This is a genomic window from Mesorhizobium sp. P2_F8, from assembly GCF_056403655.1.
Genome location: NZ_JBFUFB010000001.1, coordinates 451,784 through 467,926 on the forward strand (window position 1 = coordinate 451,784; position 16,143 = coordinate 467,926).

Genomic DNA, 16,143 nt, shown 5'->3' on the forward strand with positions numbered 1-16,143 from the left:
GGGCGCCATGCCCATTTCCGGTTTGACTTGGGTTCTGGAAAGGGCAAGAAAAGTCCTCAACGACAGAACAACACCCTTGAAGTCTGGAGAAGAAAATGTCCGCTTCCATCGTCATTGCCAGTGCGGCGCGCACGCCGGTCGGCTCCTTCAACGGCGCTTTCGCCACCACCCCGGCACATGAGCTCGGTGCTATCGTCATCAAGGAACTGCTGTCGCGTGCCGGTGTCGAACCAGGCGAGGTCGACGAGGTCATCCTCGGCCAGGTGCTGACCGCCGCTCAGGGTCAAAACCCGGCCCGCCAGGCATCGATCAATGCCGGCTTGCCCAAGGAAACCACGGCCTGGGGCCTCAACCAGGTTTGCGGCTCGGGCCTTCGCGCCATTGCGCTCGGCATGCAGCAGATCGCCACCGGCGATGCCAAGGTGGTCATCGCCGGCGGACAGGAATCGATGTCGCTTTCGGCGCATGCCCAGCACCTGCGCGCCGGCGTCAAGATGGGCGATTTTAAGCTGATCGACACCATGATCAAGGACGGACTGTGGGATGCCTTCAACGGCTACCACATGGGCAACACCGCCGAAAACGTCGCTCGTCAGTTCCAGATCACCCGCGACGATCAGGACCAGTTCGCGCTCGCCTCGCAGAACAAGGCCGAGGCGGCGCAGAAGGCCGGCAAGTTCAAGGACGAGATCGTCGCCGTCACCATCAAGGGCAGGAAGGGCGACACCATTGTCGACCAGGACGAGTACATCCGCCACGGCGCCACGCTCGACGCCATGACCAAGCTGAAGCCGGCTTTCGACAAGGACGGTACGGTGACCGCCGCCAACGCCTCCGGCATCAATGACGGCGCCGCCGGTGCGGTGCTGATGAGCGAAGCTGAAGCGGTGAGGCGCGGCATCAACCCGCTGGCGCGCATCGTGTCCTGGGCAACCGCCGGCGTCGACCCGCAGATCATGGGCACCGGCCCGATACCGGCCTCGCGCAAGGCATTGGAGAAGGCCGGCTGGTCGGTCGGCGATCTCGACCTGATCGAGGCCAACGAGGCCTTTGCCGCCCAGGCTTGCGCCGTCAACAAGGACATGGGCTGGGACCCCTCGATCGTCAACGTCAATGGCGGCGCCATTGCCATCGGCCATCCGATCGGTGCTTCGGGTGCCCGCATCTTCAACACGTTGGTCTTCGAGATGCGCCGGCGCGGCGCCAAAAAAGGCCTCGCCACCCTGTGCATCGGCGGCGGCATGGGCGTCGCCATGTGCGTGGAAGCGCTCTAAGGATATCACCTGAACGGGCGGCGCGAGCCGCCCGGTCGGTATGCAGTGCCTGCCAAGCCCGACAACAGGGCGATATCAAAATAGGGGAAACGCATGACCAAGGTAGCAATCGTCACAGGCGGATCGCGCGGCATCGGAGCGGCGATCTCGATCGCATTGAAGAACGCCGGCTATTCGGTTGCCGCCAACTACGCCGGCAACGACGACGCGGCGGCGAAATTCAAGGCCGAGACCGGCATCCCGGTCTACAAATGGTCGGTCGCCGACTACGATTCCTGCGCCGCCGGCATCAAGCAGGTCGAGGCTGATCTCGGTCCGGTCTCGGTGCTGGTCAACAATGCCGGCATCACCCGCGACGCCATGTTCCACAAGATCACGCGCGAACAGTGGAAAGAGGTCATCGACACCAATTTGTCCGGCGTCTTCAACATGACGCATCCGCTGTGGAGCGGCATGCGGGACCGCAAGTTCGGCCGCGTCATCACCATCTCCTCGATCAACGGCCAGAAGGGCCAGGCCGGACAGGTGAATTATTCCGCCGCCAAGGCCGGCGACATCGGTTTTTCGAAGGCGCTCGCCCAGGAAGGGGCCCGCGCCGGCATCACCGTCAATGTCATCTGCCCCGGCTATATCGCCACCGAAATGGTCAAGGCGATCGACGAGAAGGTGCTCAACGAGCGCATCATCCCGCAGATCCCGATCGGTCGCCTCGGCGAGCCGGAAGAGATCGCGCGCTGCGTCGTCTTCCTCGCATCCGAAGATGCAGGCTTCATCACTGGCTCGACCATCACAGCCAATGGCGGCCAATACTTCGCCTGAAGCAATTCACTTCGCCTGAAGCATCCCAGGAAAAGTGTGAAGCGATTTTCTGTCCAGACGGCAGGAGCGCCGGTGTGAGTGGCGAGATCGACGGGCCGGCAAACCGGTCCGTCTTTTGCCGGCGGCTTTATGCCTTCGGCCTGCCCCACGCCGGCTGCTGACCCAATCCGGCACGCAGAGGTTAACAGCCACCGGCCGCCTTGTGCAAAAGCGGCTCTGCAACCTGTGGATTCTTGGTGGATAAGCTGTTCGCAACACAAGATATTGGGGTGAACAAAACGGGAAGATTATGGCATCGCCGATTCGTAGCCGATTCGTTCCGGCTTTGAGCGGAGTGTTAACGACGACAGCTGGAATCGCCCGTCAAATCCCTAATGGAGCTTAAGAAAGATCAACAATTTCATAATCTTGGATGAGGTTGGCCAAGGCATTCCAGTCGTTCGCCGGCAAAGGTTAACGACAGAGGTCGCCTTGCATGAAACGGGCCAGTTCGTTGATTCAGCATGTGGTGAGACTCATGGTCACAAAATCCATATGTAGCCGTGAACAAAAGCTGAATCTGGTCGAGTCACTGATTCGTGTCCGATTCGTTCCAGACTCGTTCCAACTGTTAACCCGCAGCCAATCTGGAGCCTGACAGGAGACGACTTCGAGCCGCCGGTGGAACATTCCGCTTTCGCTTCGCGCTCGAAATCCTTATGTGTCGCCTGTCATACGCGCCACTTGAGGCACGCTCCCGACAACGAGAGACCAGAAAGCCTTATTTCCAGGTCGATGAACATCCAGTCGAAACATACCGAGCCGCTGATCCTGTCGGGCCGTGACGTGACCGCCGTGCTTGGGCCGACCAACACCGGCAAGACCCATCTCGCCATCGAGCGCATGGTGGCGCACGAGAGCGGCATCATCGGGCTGCCGCTCAGGCTGCTTGCGCGTGAGGTCTATGGCCGCGTCTGCGAAAAGGTCGGCGCCCACAAGGTCGCGCTGATCACCGGCGAGGAGAAGATCCAGCCGCCCGGCGCCAAATATTCGGTCTGCACCGTCGAGGCCATGCCGCGCGAGACCGACGCCGCCTTCGTCGCCATCGACGAGGTGCAGTTGGCCGGCGATCTCGAGCGCGGCCACATCTTCACCGACCGTATCCTGCACCTGCGCGGCCGCCAGGAAACGCTGCTGCTGGGTGCGGCCACCATGCACGGCATCCTCCAGCGCCTCTTGAAGGGCGTCTCCGTGGTGACGCGGCCGAGGCTGTCGCATCTTGCCTATGCCGGTTCGAAGAAGCTGACGCGGCTGCCGCGGCGCACGGCGATCGTCGCCTTCTCCGCCGACGAGGTCTATGCCATCGCCGAGTTGATCCGTCGCCAGCAGGGCGGCGCCGCCGTCGTGCTCGGCGCGCTGTCGCCTCGCACCCGCAACGCCCAGGTGGCGCTGTTCCAGTCGGGCGACGTCGACTATCTGATCGCCACCGACGCCATCGGAATGGGTCTCAACCTTGATCTCGATCATGTCGCCTTCGCCCAGAATCGCAAGTTCGACGGCTATCAGTATCGCAACCTGACGGCGGCCGAGCTTGGCCAGATCGCCGGCCGCGCCGGCCGGTATCTGCGCGACGGCACGTTTGGCGTCACCGGCCAGGTCGATCCGCTGGACGAGGATCTGGTCAAGAAGATCGAAGGCCACGACTTCGACCCGGTGAAGGTGCTGCAGTGGCGCACCGCGCATTTCGACTTCGCCAGCCTCGACGCGCTGAAACGCTCGATCGAGACCAACGCCCCGGTCGAGGGGCTGACGCGGGCACTGCCTGCCGTTGATGCGCAGGCGCTCGAGCACCTGTCGCGCGACGAGGACATCCGCGCACTCGCCACCAATGCCAAACGCGTGGCACTGCTGTGGGAAGCCTGCGCGCTGCCCGACTACCGCAAGATCGCGCCGGCCCAGCATGCCGACCTCATTGCTTCGATCTATACGGACCTTGCCCGGCATGGCCATGTCGATGAAAATTACATGGCCGAGCAGGTGCGCCGCGCCGACACCACAGAAGGCGACATCGACACGCTGTCGCATCGCATTGCCCAGATCCGCACCTGGACATTCGTGTCGAACCGGCCCGGCTGGCTGGCCGATCAGGCACACTGGCAGGAAAAGACGCGCGAAATCGAAGACAGATTGTCGGATGCGCTGCATGAGCGGTTGACGAAACGCTTCGTAGACCGCAGGACTTCCGTCCTCATGCGGCGCCTTAGAGAAAATACCATGCCTGAAGCCGAAATTAGTCCTACCGGAACCGTCCTTGTCGAAGGCCATCATGTCGGCGAGTTGCAAGGGTTCCGCTTCACCGCCGACCAGACCGCCGGCGGCGAAGACGCCAAGGCTGTGCGCACCGCCGCCCAGAAGGCGCTGGCCGCCGAATTCGAAGCGCGCGCCGAACGCTTCGGTGCTAGCGCCAATGGCGACATCGCACTTGGCTCGGATGGCACGCTGCGCTGGATCGGCGCGCCGATCGGCACGTTGGTTGCCGGCGAAGACACGCTCAAGCCGCGCCTCGTGCTGCTGGCCGACGAACAGTTGACCGGCCCGGCGCGCGACAAGGTCGCGGCGCGTGCCGAACGTTTCGTCAATTTCCAGATCGAGTTGCTGCTGAAGCCGCTGGTCGACCTGAAGAACGCCGATCAGATTGCCGGCATCGGCCGCGGTATCGCCTTCCAGCTGGTCGAGAATTTCGGCCTCATCAACCGCCGCGACATTGCCGAGGAGATGAAGTCGCTCGACCAGGAGGGCCGTGCAGCCCTTCGACGGCTCGGCGTGCGCTTCGGCGCCTACCATGTCTTCGTGCCGGCGCTGATCAAGCCGGCGCCAGCCGGACTGGTGACGCTGCTGTGGGCGCTGAAGAACGACGGCAAGGACAAGCCGGGCTTTGGCGACGTGGTCCATGCACTCGCCTCCGGCCGCACCTCGGTGGTCATCGATCCCACTTTCGACAAGACCTTCTACAAGCTTGCCGGCTACCGCAATCTCGGCCGCCGCGCGGTGCGCATCGACATTCTGGAGCGGCTGGCGGATTTGATCCGCCCGGCGACCAACTGGAAGCCTGGTCTCGGCCAACGGCCGGACGGCGCCTATGACGGCCAGTCCTTCATGGTGACGCCGCCGATGATGTCGATCCTCGGCGCCACCGCCGACGACATGGAAGAGATCCTGAAAGGTCTCGGCTACCGTGCCGAGCCGAAGCCGGCCGTCGAGGTCAAGGCGCGGCTCGAGGCGCAGGACAATGCCGCGCGCGAAGCGGCGGCGGCGAAGGCCGCGGCTGAAGAGGCCACACGGGCCGAGCAGGCCAAGGCAGCGGAAGCCACGGCGGTCGACGCGGCTGCGGAGGCGCCGGTCGAAGGTTCGGAGCCGGCTGCCGCTGTCGAGGCCACCGCCGAAATTCCTGTCGAAACCATAGCGGAAGCGGCGGCCGAGCCGGTCGCGGAAGAACAACCCGAAGCGCCGGCCGAAGCCACGGAAGAAGCAGCAACCGAGGCCGTCGCCGACGCGGTCGCCAAACCCGTGCTGGCTGCCGAGCCAGAGACGGAAGCCGAACCTGTCGCGACTGCATCGGCCGAGCCAGTTTCCGAAGCTGCGCCCGCGGCTGAAGTGACGTCGGACGAGCCTGTCGTGGTAGCCGATGCAGCCGCCAGCGAGCCCGCTCCGGAAGCCGAGGCCCCAAAGCCGATCCTGTTGTGGCGTCAGGGCCGTTTCGAACAGCGCCCCCGCCATCCCGGCCGCAACAATCGCTCGCGCAACGGACAGGCGCGCGGCCGAAACGACGCGCCTGCGGATGCTGCCGGTGCGCCGGCCGCAGCCACGCCTGGAGAACGTCCTGCCCACGAGGGGCGGCGCGACGGCACCGGCAAGCCGCGCTTCGACCGCTCGAAGTTCAAGCCCAAGCCGCAGGGCGAGGGCGAGCAGCGTCGTGAAGGCCGCCCACAAGGCGAGCGCCCCGACCGACGCGAAGGTCGGCCCGACTGGAAGGGCGGCAGGCCGGATGGCAAGGGTGGCGGCCCCGATCGAGGCAAGGGCGGCGGAAAGCCGACCTTCCAGCCGAAGCCGCGCGAGGAGCGCCCGGTGCACTTCGATCCGGACTCGCCCTTCGCCAAGCTCGCGGCTTTGCGCGACCAGCTGAAGAAGTAGACTCAGGGCTCGCGTCGATGGTTGCCCCAACGGCTGCCCGAGACCGCCAGCGCATCGACAAATGGCTGTTCTTCTCGCGCGCCGTGAAATCGCGCTCGCTGGCGGCGAAACTTGTGGTCGCCGGCCGGGTTCGCATCAATCGCGACAAAGCAGCGCAGGCCTCCGATCTGGTCAAGCCTGGAGACGTCCTGACCATCACACTTGATCGTCGGATCTTCGTCTGGAAGGTGCTGACCGCCGGCGTGCGGCGTGGTCCGGCCGAGGAGGCACGCACGCTGTACGAGGATATCTCGCCGCCGCCCGCGCCGACGGGCGAAGCCCCTCCCGATGCAATTCCGGCGCTGCGCGAGGCCGGCAGCGGCCGCCCGACGAAGAAGGAACGCCGCCAGACCGACCGCTTGCTTGGTGATGACTGATGGGTCGGCCAAAAAGTGCGCGACGATTTTGGGGCAACGAGACGCACAAAACGAACCCTGAACCCGGCAAACAAGGCACTTCGCGGGACCTGACCGATCCCTACCGGGCCTGCAGTCTGGAATTCCATTTCGGAAACGCTGATGCCACCAGGCATGGCTGCCCTTGCAAGCGGCGGGCAAAGGCGTTACCTCACGGAAAAAGCCCAACAAAATGGGACGTCCCGGAGCCGACCGATGACCTATGTCGTGACCGACAATTGCATCAAATGCAAATATATGGACTGCATCGAGGTCTGTCCGGTCGATTGTTTCTACGAAGGCGAGAACATGCTCGTCATCCACCCCGACGAGTGCATCGACTGCGGCGTCTGCGAGCCGGAATGCCCGGCCGACGCGATCAAGCCCGACACTGAGTCAGGGCTCGACAAATGGTTGCAGATCAACACCGAATACGCCGAGAAATGGCCCAATATCACCGCCAAGAAGGAACCTCCGGCCGACGCCAAATCCTTCGACGGCGAGGCCGGTAAGTTCGAGAAATACTTCTCGGCCGAGCCCGGCGAAGGCGATTGACAACAGGTCCGCAAAGGCTGGTATTACGTTGGGTAAGAGACAGGTCACATAAAGCGCCTTGACAGGCGGCGCTTAACTGTGGCCTTCGCTTATGCAGCAAAACCTTGATTCTTCCGACTTTTTGTGTTACATCAGCCAAACATGCCGGTGACACAACGTCGATTTATGGCGCAGACGCCCCAAATCACTGAAAGGTGAAAATCTCATTCCGGACCAGAGCAATCTGGGCCAGGCGGTCGCACTATTGCGGTTTGCCGGTCCCGGCTTTTCCGGATGGGTTCATCTGTTGTGCGGCTAACGATCGGTTTCCCCGATCGCGCGAGTTCGGGCCGGCAGGACGCCGGTACCACAACAAGGAGTTCAGGGCGCAATGGCAACGATAACCCCGCAGAAGAAGTCCACCGCTGCGCGTCACGGTTTCAAGACCGGCGAGTACATTGTCTATCCGGCGCATGGCGTCGGCCAGATCGTCTCGATCGACGAGCAGGAAGTCGCTGGGCACAAGCTGGAACTGTTCGTCATCGACTTCCAGAAGGACAAGATGCGTCTGAAGGTGCCGGTCGCCAAGGCGACCTCCATTGGCATGCGCAAGCTGTCGGAAGAGGATTATGTCGAGCGCGCACTGAAAGTCGTGCAGGGCCGCGCCCGCGTCAAGCGCACCATGTGGTCGCGCCGCGCCCAGGAGTATGATGCGAAGATCAATTCCGGCGACCTGATCTCGATCTCGGAAGTTGTGCGCGACCTCTACCGCGCCGACAACCAGCCCGAGCAGTCTTATTCCGAACGCCAGCTCTACGAGGCGGCACTCGACCGCATGGCCCGCGAGATCGCGGCGGTCAACCGGATGTCGGAAACCGAAGCCGTGCGCCTGATCGAGGTCAACCTAAACAAGGGCCCTAAGCGGGGCGCCAAGGCCGACAATGAGGAAGCCGAGCAGGAAGAAGCTGCCTGAACTTTTTCAGCTTTGAATCCATGAAAAACCCGGCCTCGCGCCGGGTTTTTTGTTTCTGGGACAATAGGCTGAAGCGAGGACGGCGCCTACGCCTCACCGCCGCCTTCCCTCTCCGCTTCTTGCTTCAGCGTCGCAATGAAACGCCTGGTCCGCTGGTGTTCCGGATTGCCGAACAGCAGGGCCGCCGGGCCTTTCTCGACGATGACGCCGGCATCGAGGAAGACCACCTCCTGCGCGATCTTGGAGGCGAGGCGCAGATCATGCGTCGCCATCACCATGGTCGTCCCTTCGCTGGCGAGCTTGCCGAGCACGTCGACCACCTCTTGCGCCAGTTCCGGGTCGAGCGCCGAGGTCGGCTCGTCGCATAGCAGCACTTTCGGCGACGGGGCGAGCGCGCGGGCGATCGCCACGCGCTGCTGCTGGCCGCCCGACAGCGTTGCCGGCCAGGCGTCGGCCTTGTGTGCCATGCCGACCTTTTCCAGCAAAGCGAGTGCCCGCTCGCGCGCCCGCTCCGTTGGCCATTTCAGCACCGTCACCAGGCCCTCCATGACATTCTCGATCGCGGTGCGATGCGGAAACAGCTGGAAGTTCTGGAACACCATCCCGGTTTGCAGGCGCAAGCGCTGGATATCCCTGGACGGAACCTTGCCGCCGGGGTGGAACTCGAGCGTCTCGTCACCGATCCGCACCGTGCCGGATGTCGGGATCTCCAGCAGGTTGATGCAGCGCAGCAGCGTGCTCTTGCCGCCACCCGAAGGGCCGACCAGCGCCGTGACGCTGCCTTCGGCGATGGTGACCGTCACGCCCTTCAGCACGAGATTGTCGCCGAAGCGCTTTTCGATGTTGGTGAGGCCGATCATGAGCGCGCCTCCAGGAAGCCGCCATAGCGGTTGAGTCGTTCTTCCAGCCGCGTCTGCAAGGCCGACAGCACCGAGCTCATCGCCAAATACAGGATCGCCGCCTCGACATAGAGGATCAGCGGCTCATAGGTGGTGGCGACGATGCGCTGCGCGGCCTGGAACATTTCCGGCACGGTGATGGCGGCGGCCAGCGACGTATCCTTGACCAGCGAGATGAAGGTGTTGGAGAGCGGCGGCACCGCGACCCGTCCGGCCTGCGGCAGTATGGTGCGCCGCATCGCCTGGCTCCAGGTCATGCCGATCGAATAGGCGGCTTCCCACTGGCCCTTCGGCACCGAGCCTATTGCGGCGCGGATGATTTCCGACGTGTAGGCGCCGATGTTGAGCGTGAAGCCTATCAACGCGGCGGTAAAGGCGTCGAGCAGGATGCCGACCGACGGCAGGCCGTAGAAGATCAGGAACAGCTGCACCAGCAGCGGCGTGCCGCGGAAGATCCAGACATAGAAGCGCACAAGCGCGACCAGCGGCTTCGGGCCGAATAGCCGGGCAAGCGCTGCACCGAGGCCGACCGTCAAGCCCAGAACGAAGGACAGCAGTGTCAACGGCACGGTGAAGATCAGGGCCGCCCACAACAGCGAAGGCAGCGACTCCAGCATCAGTTGCAGCCAGTGCGGCACGTAAGACCCTCCAAATGGTCGAGGCGGCTTGATCAGAGCGCGAATGCGCTCGGCATATCATGACAAAAGCGGCGGACCGTCAAAGACGGCTCGCCGCTTGATATCTCATCAGCCGGAGACCGGCCTCACGCATGAATTACTTCGAAACGTCCTGGCCGAAATAGGTGTCGGCGATCTTCTTATAGGTGCCGTCGGCCTTGATGTCGGCCAGCGCCTTGTTGATCGCCGCAACCAGTTCCGGATCGCCCTTGCGCACGATGACGCCGGAATAGTCGGCGTTTTCCTCTTGCGCGGCGATCTTCACATTGGCGTCGGGCTTGTGCTTCTTGAAGTCGAGGAACGACAGGCTGTCATTGATGGTGGCGTCGGCACGGCCGGTCAGAAGCAGCTGGATCGACTGGTCGAAGCCGTCGGTGCCGACGAGTTCGGCGCCATTTGTTTCTGCGAGCTTGCCAAAATTCGAGGTCAGCGACTGCGCCGACTTCTTGCCCTTGAGATCGGCGAAGGTCTTGATGTCGGTGTTGTCGCCGCGCACGATCAGCACCGCCTTGGAGGCGATGTAGGGATCGGAGAAGTCGTATTTGGCCTTGCGCGCGTCGGTGATGCCGACTTCGTTGATGACGGTATCATAGCGATTGGCGTCGAGACCGGCGATCAGCCCGTCCCACTTGCCTTCGAGGAACTCGGCCTTGACGCCGAGCTTGTCGGCGATGGCCTTGGCGATTTCGACGTCGAAGCCCACCAGAGCGCCCGAAGTGTCATGATAGGTGAACGGCGCATAGGTGCCTTCCGTACCGACCTTGATGACGCCTGCCTGCTTGATCTGGTCGAGATTGGCGCCGGCATGGCCCGACGTGACAGCCAGAGCCTGCAGTGTTCCGGCGATGATAAGCGACTTGAGCCATTTCATTTTTCTGTGATCCCGTCCTTGGCCGGCTGTCCGGCATGTTGTGAGGGTTGGAAACTGGCAGATACAAGTCGAAAAAATAAGGAACAGGATTTCAAAAACAACCAACTTCTGAAATCAGATTCTCGAAATAGTGCTTTCTGGCCGCAATCGACAGGGTCACCGATCATCGCCGAGATCCCTCGGACAACAAATCCAGCCGCCAACGGCTACGGAACCATTTTCCTGCATGGCACGTTCTGGATTTCTAGGGCACGACGCTGCGATTTCAACCCGGGCGCCCTGCCAAGTTTGCAAAGTCATCCGCATCGCCTGAGCCAGGGAGCGCCTCATGATGGAAGACACTGCAGGACGGATCATGGTCCGCGCGGCAATGAGGGCTCCCTACCTCGAACGTGAAGAAGAGCACCGGCTCGCATTGCTCTGGAAAAAAGACAACGACCAGAACGCGCTGCACAGCATCACCGTTGCGCATATGCGGCTGGTCATTTCCATGGCCTCCAAATTCCGCCACTACGGTCTGCCGCTCGGCGATCTGATCCAGGAAGGGCATGTCGGCCTGCTTGAAGCGGCCGCCCGCTTCGAGCCTGAACGCGAGGTGCGGTTTTCGACCTACGCGACGTGGTGGATCCGCGCCTCGATGCAGGACTACATCCTGCGCAACTGGTCTATCGTGCGCGGCGGCACCAGCTCGGCGCAGAAGGCTCTTTTCTTCAACCTGCGCCGCTTGCGCGCACGGCTGGCCAACGGCACCGAACCGCTGTCCAACGCAACGCTCTATCGCGAGGTTTCGCAGGCGCTCGGCGTCTCCGAGGCCGACGTCGCGATGATGGATTCGCGGCTGTCGGCGCCCGACTCCTCGCTCAACATGCCGGTTGCCGATGACGCGGGTTCGAACGAGCGCATGGATTTCCTCGTCTCGGACGATCCTCTGCCCGACGAGGTCGTCGGCGACACGATCGATGTCGAGCGCCGCTCCGTGTGGTTGAAAGCGGCGCTCGCCGCCCTCAACGCCCGCGAGCTCCGGATCATCGAGGAACGCCGGTTGAGCGACGAAGGTGCAACGCTGGAAGCGCTCGGCGAGACGCTTGGCATCTCCAAGGAACGCGTCCGCCAGATCGAGGCGCGCGCCATGGAAAAGCTCAAGGTAGCGCTGGTGAAGCAGAATCCGGAATTTCTGGCGACTGCCGCCTGACCCGCGGCAGGCGTCTTACTTGTCGGTGACGATCTTGACCTTGTCGCCGGCCGAGACCGCGGCACCCGGCGACAGCGCGTTCAGCACGCGGAACAGGTCGAGCTTGCGGTCGACACCAACCATCTGGGCGGAAAGCGAGCCCATCGTCTGCCCGGGTTGAACGGTGACGACGCGGATATGCAGCGGCTTCAGCGCCGCCTTTTCCGCGGCACTGAGGATACGGAACGATCCGCTCACCGAACGCGCCACCGCATCCAGCGACGTGCTGGCCGACGGCGCCGCCGTCAGCAGCCGGTAGACCTGACCGCCGGCGCGGATCACGGCGATATCGAACTGCCAGCCTTCGGCACCGGCATGCGCGGTCGCCGCCTCGTTGCCGTTGATCGTTTCCTGCTTGACGGTGCTGTCGTCTAGCCCAGCCACCCAGCCGCTGCGGATATAGTCGGTGAGCGCCCGGTTCTTGTCGATCGAAACACCGTCGAAGCGGATCGCCATGTCACCAGGCCCTGTTGCCGTCACCGCCGCAGCCGAATTGTCGATGATGAAGCCTTGGGGCACCGAGAAGGACACGCCAAGGCCCGGATGCAGGAAGGTTTCGCCGCGCACATAGCCTTCCTCGGGCGTGTCGCCATAGAGCAGGCCGTCTATGCCGGCGAGGAACGAATCGCGGTCGCGCGTGCCGAAGCCGGGCGCGCCGAACTGGCGGGCATGGCGCTGCGCCAGATCGATGCGCTGCGGCGTGTTGGGGTGGGTGGCCAGGAAGTCGAGGCTGGCGTCGGTGGCGCCGCTGATCGAGCGGAAATCGGTATAGGCCGACATCGACTGCAGGAAGCGGCCGGCGGCGAAAGGATCGTAGCCGGCTTCGCCGATCGACTTGATGCCGATGGCGTCGGCCTCCAGCTCCTGGTTGCGCGAGAATTGCGCCAGTCTGAGCTTGCCTCGGATCAGCGCCGCCTTGGCGGTCGGGCTGTCGCCGAGCACATCCAAAACCACCTTGGTCGCCAGGCCTTCCTCGGCTTCCAGCTGCTGGCGCTGCAAGCCATGGTTGGCGGTGACGTGGCCCATCTCATGCGCGATGACCGCGGCAAGCTCGGCCGAATCATTGGCCAGCGCCAGCAGACCGCGCGTGATGTAGAGATAACCGCCCGGCAGCGCGAAGGCATTGACGTTGGGCGAATTCAAAATGGTGATGCGATAGGTCTGCGTCGGATTGGCCGACACGACGGTCAGGTTGCCGACCACCTTGGCGACCATGCGCTCGAGCTTGGGATCGGAGTATTCGCCGCCATAGGTGGCCAGGATGCGAGGATGCTGCGCCTTGGCCAGTTCGGCGAGCTTGCTGTTGGCAGCGACATTGTCGACAGTGATTGGCCTGTCGGAAGGCTGGAAGCCGGATTCCTGAACCTCGGGAGGCGTGAACATCTGGCAGCTCGCCAGCGCCACGGCAAAGCCGGCCAACGCGAGAAAGCGCGCCAGCGGATTCATTCGTAGTTTGTCAACGCCGATCGCCAGAACGGCTTCCTTTCGGGTCCCGGCGCATGACCACGAAAATCGGGGGCGATCTTCGGAAAATGTCATGCGCTATCTCAAACTGCTGCAGCATCCGTCGCGCGTCCCCTCGGGGGCGAGCGGCGGATGCTGCAGGCAAATCACGGCCTGTGCCGGACCAGTAGGGCGGACCTAGCCACACTCCTCCAGCCATGGCAAGCAAGCGCCGCATCGCCTGGAGCCGGTTTGACCGTAAATTATGTCCGCTTCCGGGCAACATCTCGTGATACGGCATCCCCGGCACCCGTGCCGATATAGCGCCGGAACACTTCCGGGCCAGCCCCGGTGAAGAATTCGTCCGCCTTGCCGGTTGCCGCGACAACGCCATTGTCCAGAAACACCACGTGCTCGCCGATTCGGCGGGCATCCTCGGGCTGGTGGGTGACGAACAGCACCGTCATGCCTCGTTCGACATGCACCGCGGCGACCAGATCCAGCATGTCGTCGCGCAGCGCCGGTCCGAGCGAGGCGAAGGGTTCGTCGAGCAGGAGCACTGGCCGGTCGCGCACCAGGACCCGGGCCAGGGCGACGCGCTGGCGCTCACCGCCGGAGAGTTCGCGTGGCAGGCGCTTTTCCTTGCCGGCAAGGCCAGTGCGTTCGAGCGCCTCGGCGATCGCGGCGCGGTCCGTGTCGGTCAGCAGCAAGGATGGCGAGCGGCCAAGCCCGACATTTTGCTCCACCGAAAGATGCGCAAAGAGATTGTTTTCCTGGAACACCATCGACACAGGCCGCGCCGACGGCGGCTCAGCGCTGACATCGGCCCCACCGATCAGCACGCGGCCCGACTGCGGCGTCTCGAAGCCCGCCACTAGGTTGAGCAGCGTCGACTTGCCAGAACCGCTCGGCCCCATGACGGCGGTGATTTTCGCCGCGGCGAAATCGACATCGAAAACGAGCGGCGCCTCGCCATAGCTGAACCACACCTGGTCCAGCCTCACCGGGGCGCCCTTTTCAGTCCTGCTGGCCACCCCGTCAGGCATCCCGGTCCTTCTCCGTTCCCAGCCAGTGCGTCGCCATGATCAACGCGAGGCAGACCAGGCCGAGCAGCAGCGCCAGGCCGGCAGCGTCCTGCGTGCGGTAGCTGCCCATGCGCGCCAACAGAAGGTAAGGCAAGGTCTGCACGGAATCACTGCCGAACAGCGCGATGACGCCGAGATCGCCGAGCGACAGCGCCATGGCGAAAGCAAAGGCGGTGGCGAGCGGCCGCCGCAGCGACGGCCAGTCGACCAGCATCAACCGGTTCCAGCCCGTGATTCCGAGCTGCGCACAGAGCCGTTCGTGACGCTCGCTCGCCGCATCATAGGCGGGACGGACAGCGCGCAGCGCGAACGGCATTGCCATCACCGCGTTGACGGTGACGACCATGACCGGGGCGATGGCAAAGACATCTCCGACATGGCGCAGCAACAGGAACCAGCCGGCGCCGACGACGATCGGCGGCACGACGAGGACAAAACCGGCGCCGGTATCGGCGGCATGCTCGAGCATCGCCTTTGCGCCGGAGCGGCGGTTCAGCGCCAGCGCCCGGCGCGCCATGGTCAGCGCCAGCGACAGCGTCACGGAAAGCAGGGCCGACAGGAAGGCCAGCACCGCACTGGTCAGCGTCGCCTGCCGCACGACGGCCTCGCCGGCCAGCCGGCCGAGATCGGCGCCAAGCCCGGCCATCACAGTGGCCGCCATCGGTCCGACGACAAACAGCAGCGCGAGCACGATGAGCACGACGTTCAGCAAGGTTTCTGTCCCATTGACGGAGAGGTAGCGGCGTGGCGCCACCGGCAGATTGGTGTCGCCGACCACATTGGCGCCAAGCCGCGTCAGCGCCAGCACGACGACAAACGTCAAGGCAATCTGCAGCAATGTCAGCGTGACGGCCCGCGCGGGATCGAAATCGAAGCGCAGCGCCTGGTAGATGCCGACCTCCAGCGTCGTCGCGGCCGGCCCGCCGCCGAGCGTCAGCACGATCGTGAAGGATGTGATGCAGAGCATGAACACAAGCCCGGCGACACCCGGCAACGCCGCACGCAGCGTTGGCCATTCGATCAGCCGGAACGCCGGCCGCGCGCCCATGCCGAGCTGGCTGGCCAACCGCCACTGATCGGCGGGAATGGTCTGCAATGCCTCGAGGAACAGCCGCACGCTGAGCGGCAGGTTGAAGAAGACATGCGCGACGAGGATGCCTGACAGGCCATAGATGCCCGGCCAGTTCCCACCGCCGATCACCGCGAACACGCCGGCGAAATAACCGGCACGGCCATAGAGAGCGAGAATGCCGAGTGCCGCGACGATGGCCGGCAGCGCCAACGGTACGGCGAACAGCTGCAGGATGAAGGCGCGGCCAGGGAAGCGCGGATGCCGCGACAGCGCGCGCGCCACCAACAGCGCCGGCCCGACCGAAAGCAGCGTCGAGAGCGCCGCTTGCAAGAGCGTGAAGCGAACGACGCGCAGCAGATAAGGATCGAAGGCTGCCCAGGCGCCGGAGAAGTCGTGAGCGCCTTCGAAAAGCAGCCCGGCAAACGCGCCGCCGATCAGCAGCGCGATGGCGGCGAGCGCGACGATGCCGGCGGTGATGCGGGGGTCAGCTGGATGGCGCGTGGGCATGTCGCGCTACCCAACGCTGTCATGGGTGTCAATTGATTGAAATGCTTGGCTAAGGTCTAGTTCCCGCCCACCCCCCTCTGTCCTACCGGACATCTCCCGCGCAAGGGGGGCGATTGCTCGTTTCGCCACCCAGGCCAATTTCCAAAATGGCAGG

Annotated in this window: 13 protein-coding genes; 7 read left to right on the forward strand and 6 right to left on the reverse strand. The window is 63.8% G+C overall.

All coding sequences use genetic code 11. The features are described from left to right. Nucleotides 1-95 precede the first annotated feature (95 nt). From AC1DZP_RS02185 to AC1DZP_RS02210, 6 genes are all read left to right on the forward strand, one after another. Nucleotides 96-1,274: an acetyl-CoA C-acetyltransferase gene (locus AC1DZP_RS02185; RefSeq protein ID WP_477299986.1), complete on the forward strand. Its 1,179-nt coding sequence runs from the start codon at nucleotides 96-98 to the stop codon at nucleotides 1,272-1,274. A gap of 93 nt (nucleotides 1,275-1,367) precedes the next feature. Then, on the forward strand, nucleotides 1,368-2,093 hold the full coding sequence (gene phbB / locus AC1DZP_RS02190; protein ID WP_095089455.1) for an acetoacetyl-CoA reductase: 726 nt from the start codon (nucleotides 1,368-1,370) through the stop codon (nucleotides 2,091-2,093). A gap of 774 nt (nucleotides 2,094-2,867) precedes the next feature. Next, the gene (locus AC1DZP_RS02195) at nucleotides 2,868-6,263 is read left to right on the forward strand and encodes a helicase-related protein (RefSeq protein WP_477299987.1); all 3,396 of its coding nucleotides are present in this window, start codon (nucleotides 2,868-2,870) and stop codon (nucleotides 6,261-6,263) included. Nucleotides 6,264-6,280: 17 nt separating this feature from the next. Next, nucleotides 6,281-6,679, forward strand: a complete 399-nt coding sequence (locus AC1DZP_RS02200) for an RNA-binding S4 domain-containing protein (RefSeq protein ID WP_095089461.1) — start codon at nucleotides 6,281-6,283, stop codon at nucleotides 6,677-6,679. Between the two features lie 234 nt (nucleotides 6,680-6,913). Then, nucleotides 6,914-7,252: a ferredoxin FdxA gene (gene fdxA, locus AC1DZP_RS02205; RefSeq protein WP_095089463.1), complete on the forward strand. Its 339-nt coding sequence runs from the start codon at nucleotides 6,914-6,916 to the stop codon at nucleotides 7,250-7,252. A 370-nt stretch (nucleotides 7,253-7,622) separates the two neighbouring features. Next, nucleotides 7,623-8,204: a CarD family transcriptional regulator gene (locus AC1DZP_RS02210; RefSeq protein ID WP_006327799.1), complete on the forward strand. Its 582-nt coding sequence runs from the start codon at nucleotides 7,623-7,625 to the stop codon at nucleotides 8,202-8,204. An 86-nt stretch (nucleotides 8,205-8,290) separates the two neighbouring features. On the opposite strand, the gene AC1DZP_RS02215 is transcribed toward AC1DZP_RS02210, so the two are convergent. The 3 genes from AC1DZP_RS02215 to AC1DZP_RS02225 all read right to left on the reverse strand — a co-directional run bounded on the left by AC1DZP_RS02215 (nucleotide 8,291) and on the right by AC1DZP_RS02225 (nucleotide 10,651). Next, a complete protein-coding gene (locus tag AC1DZP_RS02215) occupies nucleotides 8,291-9,064 on the reverse strand; it encodes an amino acid ABC transporter ATP-binding protein (protein WP_477299988.1) in 774 nt (257 codons plus the stop codon). Then, complete coding sequence (locus AC1DZP_RS02220) at nucleotides 9,061-9,741, reverse strand: amino acid ABC transporter permease (protein ID WP_095089467.1); 681 nt, start codon at nucleotides 9,739-9,741, stop codon at nucleotides 9,061-9,063. Before AC1DZP_RS02220 ends, AC1DZP_RS02215 begins: the two co-directional genes overlap by 4 nt. Before the next feature lie 136 nt (nucleotides 9,742-9,877). Continuing rightward, nucleotides 9,878-10,651 carry an amino acid ABC transporter substrate-binding protein gene (locus AC1DZP_RS02225; RefSeq protein WP_477227703.1) on the reverse strand — a complete coding sequence of 258 codons (774 nt, stop codon included), beginning with the start codon at nucleotides 10,649-10,651 and terminating at the stop codon, nucleotides 9,878-9,880. 328 nt (nucleotides 10,652-10,979) lie between these two features. Here AC1DZP_RS02225 and AC1DZP_RS02230 point away from each other — a divergent pair, with 328 nt between their 5' ends. Then, complete coding sequence (locus AC1DZP_RS02230; protein ID WP_477299989.1) at nucleotides 10,980-11,843, forward strand: RNA polymerase factor sigma-32; 864 nt, start codon at nucleotides 10,980-10,982, stop codon at nucleotides 11,841-11,843. A gap of 15 nt (nucleotides 11,844-11,858) precedes the next feature. On the opposite strand, the gene AC1DZP_RS02235 is transcribed toward AC1DZP_RS02230, so the two are convergent. The 3 genes from AC1DZP_RS02235 to thiP all read right to left on the reverse strand — a co-directional run bounded on the left by AC1DZP_RS02235 (nucleotide 11,859) and on the right by thiP (nucleotide 15,989). Beyond that, nucleotides 11,859-13,328 carry a M48 family metalloprotease gene (locus AC1DZP_RS02235; protein ID WP_477299990.1) on the reverse strand — a complete coding sequence of 490 codons (1,470 nt, stop codon included), beginning with the start codon at nucleotides 13,326-13,328 and terminating at the stop codon, nucleotides 11,859-11,861. A 260-nt stretch (nucleotides 13,329-13,588) separates the two neighbouring features. Continuing rightward, the gene (gene thiQ / locus AC1DZP_RS02240; RefSeq protein ID WP_477299991.1) at nucleotides 13,589-14,371 is read right to left on the reverse strand and encodes a thiamine ABC transporter ATP-binding protein; all 783 of its coding nucleotides are present in this window, start codon (nucleotides 14,369-14,371) and stop codon (nucleotides 13,589-13,591) included. Beyond that, nucleotides 14,364-15,989: a thiamine/thiamine pyrophosphate ABC transporter permease gene (gene thiP, locus AC1DZP_RS02245; protein ID WP_477299992.1), complete on the reverse strand. Its 1,626-nt coding sequence runs from the start codon at nucleotides 15,987-15,989 to the stop codon at nucleotides 14,364-14,366. The genes thiQ and thiP overlap by 8 nt, the downstream gene beginning before the upstream one ends. Nucleotides 15,990-16,143 lie beyond the last annotated feature (154 nt).

Bases quoted from the DNA above. Each gene is read 5' to 3' on its own strand.
- AC1DZP_RS02230 (WP_477299989.1), top strand. From the start codon at position 10,980: ATGATGGAAGACACTGCAGGACGGATCATGGTCCGCGCGGCAATGAGG.
- thiQ (WP_477299991.1), bottom strand. From the start codon at position 14,371: ATGCCTGACGGGGTGGCCAGCAGGACTGAAAAGGGCGCCCCGGTGAGG.
- thiP (WP_477299992.1), bottom strand. From the start codon at position 15,989: ATGCCCACGCGCCATCCAGCTGACCCCCGCATCACCGCCGGCATCGTC.
- fdxA (WP_095089463.1), top strand. From the start codon at position 6,914: ATGACCTATGTCGTGACCGACAATTGCATCAAATGCAAATATATGGAC.
- AC1DZP_RS02225 (WP_477227703.1), bottom strand. From the start codon at position 10,651: ATGAAATGGCTCAAGTCGCTTATCATCGCCGGAACACTGCAGGCTCTG.
- AC1DZP_RS02185 (WP_477299986.1), top strand. From the start codon at position 96: ATGTCCGCTTCCATCGTCATTGCCAGTGCGGCGCGCACGCCGGTCGGC.
- AC1DZP_RS02210 (WP_006327799.1), top strand. From the start codon at position 7,623: ATGGCAACGATAACCCCGCAGAAGAAGTCCACCGCTGCGCGTCACGGT.
- AC1DZP_RS02200 (WP_095089461.1), top strand. From the start codon at position 6,281: ATGGTTGCCCCAACGGCTGCCCGAGACCGCCAGCGCATCGACAAATGG.
- AC1DZP_RS02235 (WP_477299990.1), bottom strand. From the start codon at position 13,328: ATGAATCCGCTGGCGCGCTTTCTCGCGTTGGCCGGCTTTGCCGTGGCG.
- AC1DZP_RS02195 (WP_477299987.1), top strand. From the start codon at position 2,868: ATGAACATCCAGTCGAAACATACCGAGCCGCTGATCCTGTCGGGCCGT.
- AC1DZP_RS02215 (WP_477299988.1), bottom strand. From the start codon at position 9,064: ATGATCGGCCTCACCAACATCGAAAAGCGCTTCGGCGACAATCTCGTG.
- phbB (WP_095089455.1), top strand. From the start codon at position 1,368: ATGACCAAGGTAGCAATCGTCACAGGCGGATCGCGCGGCATCGGAGCG.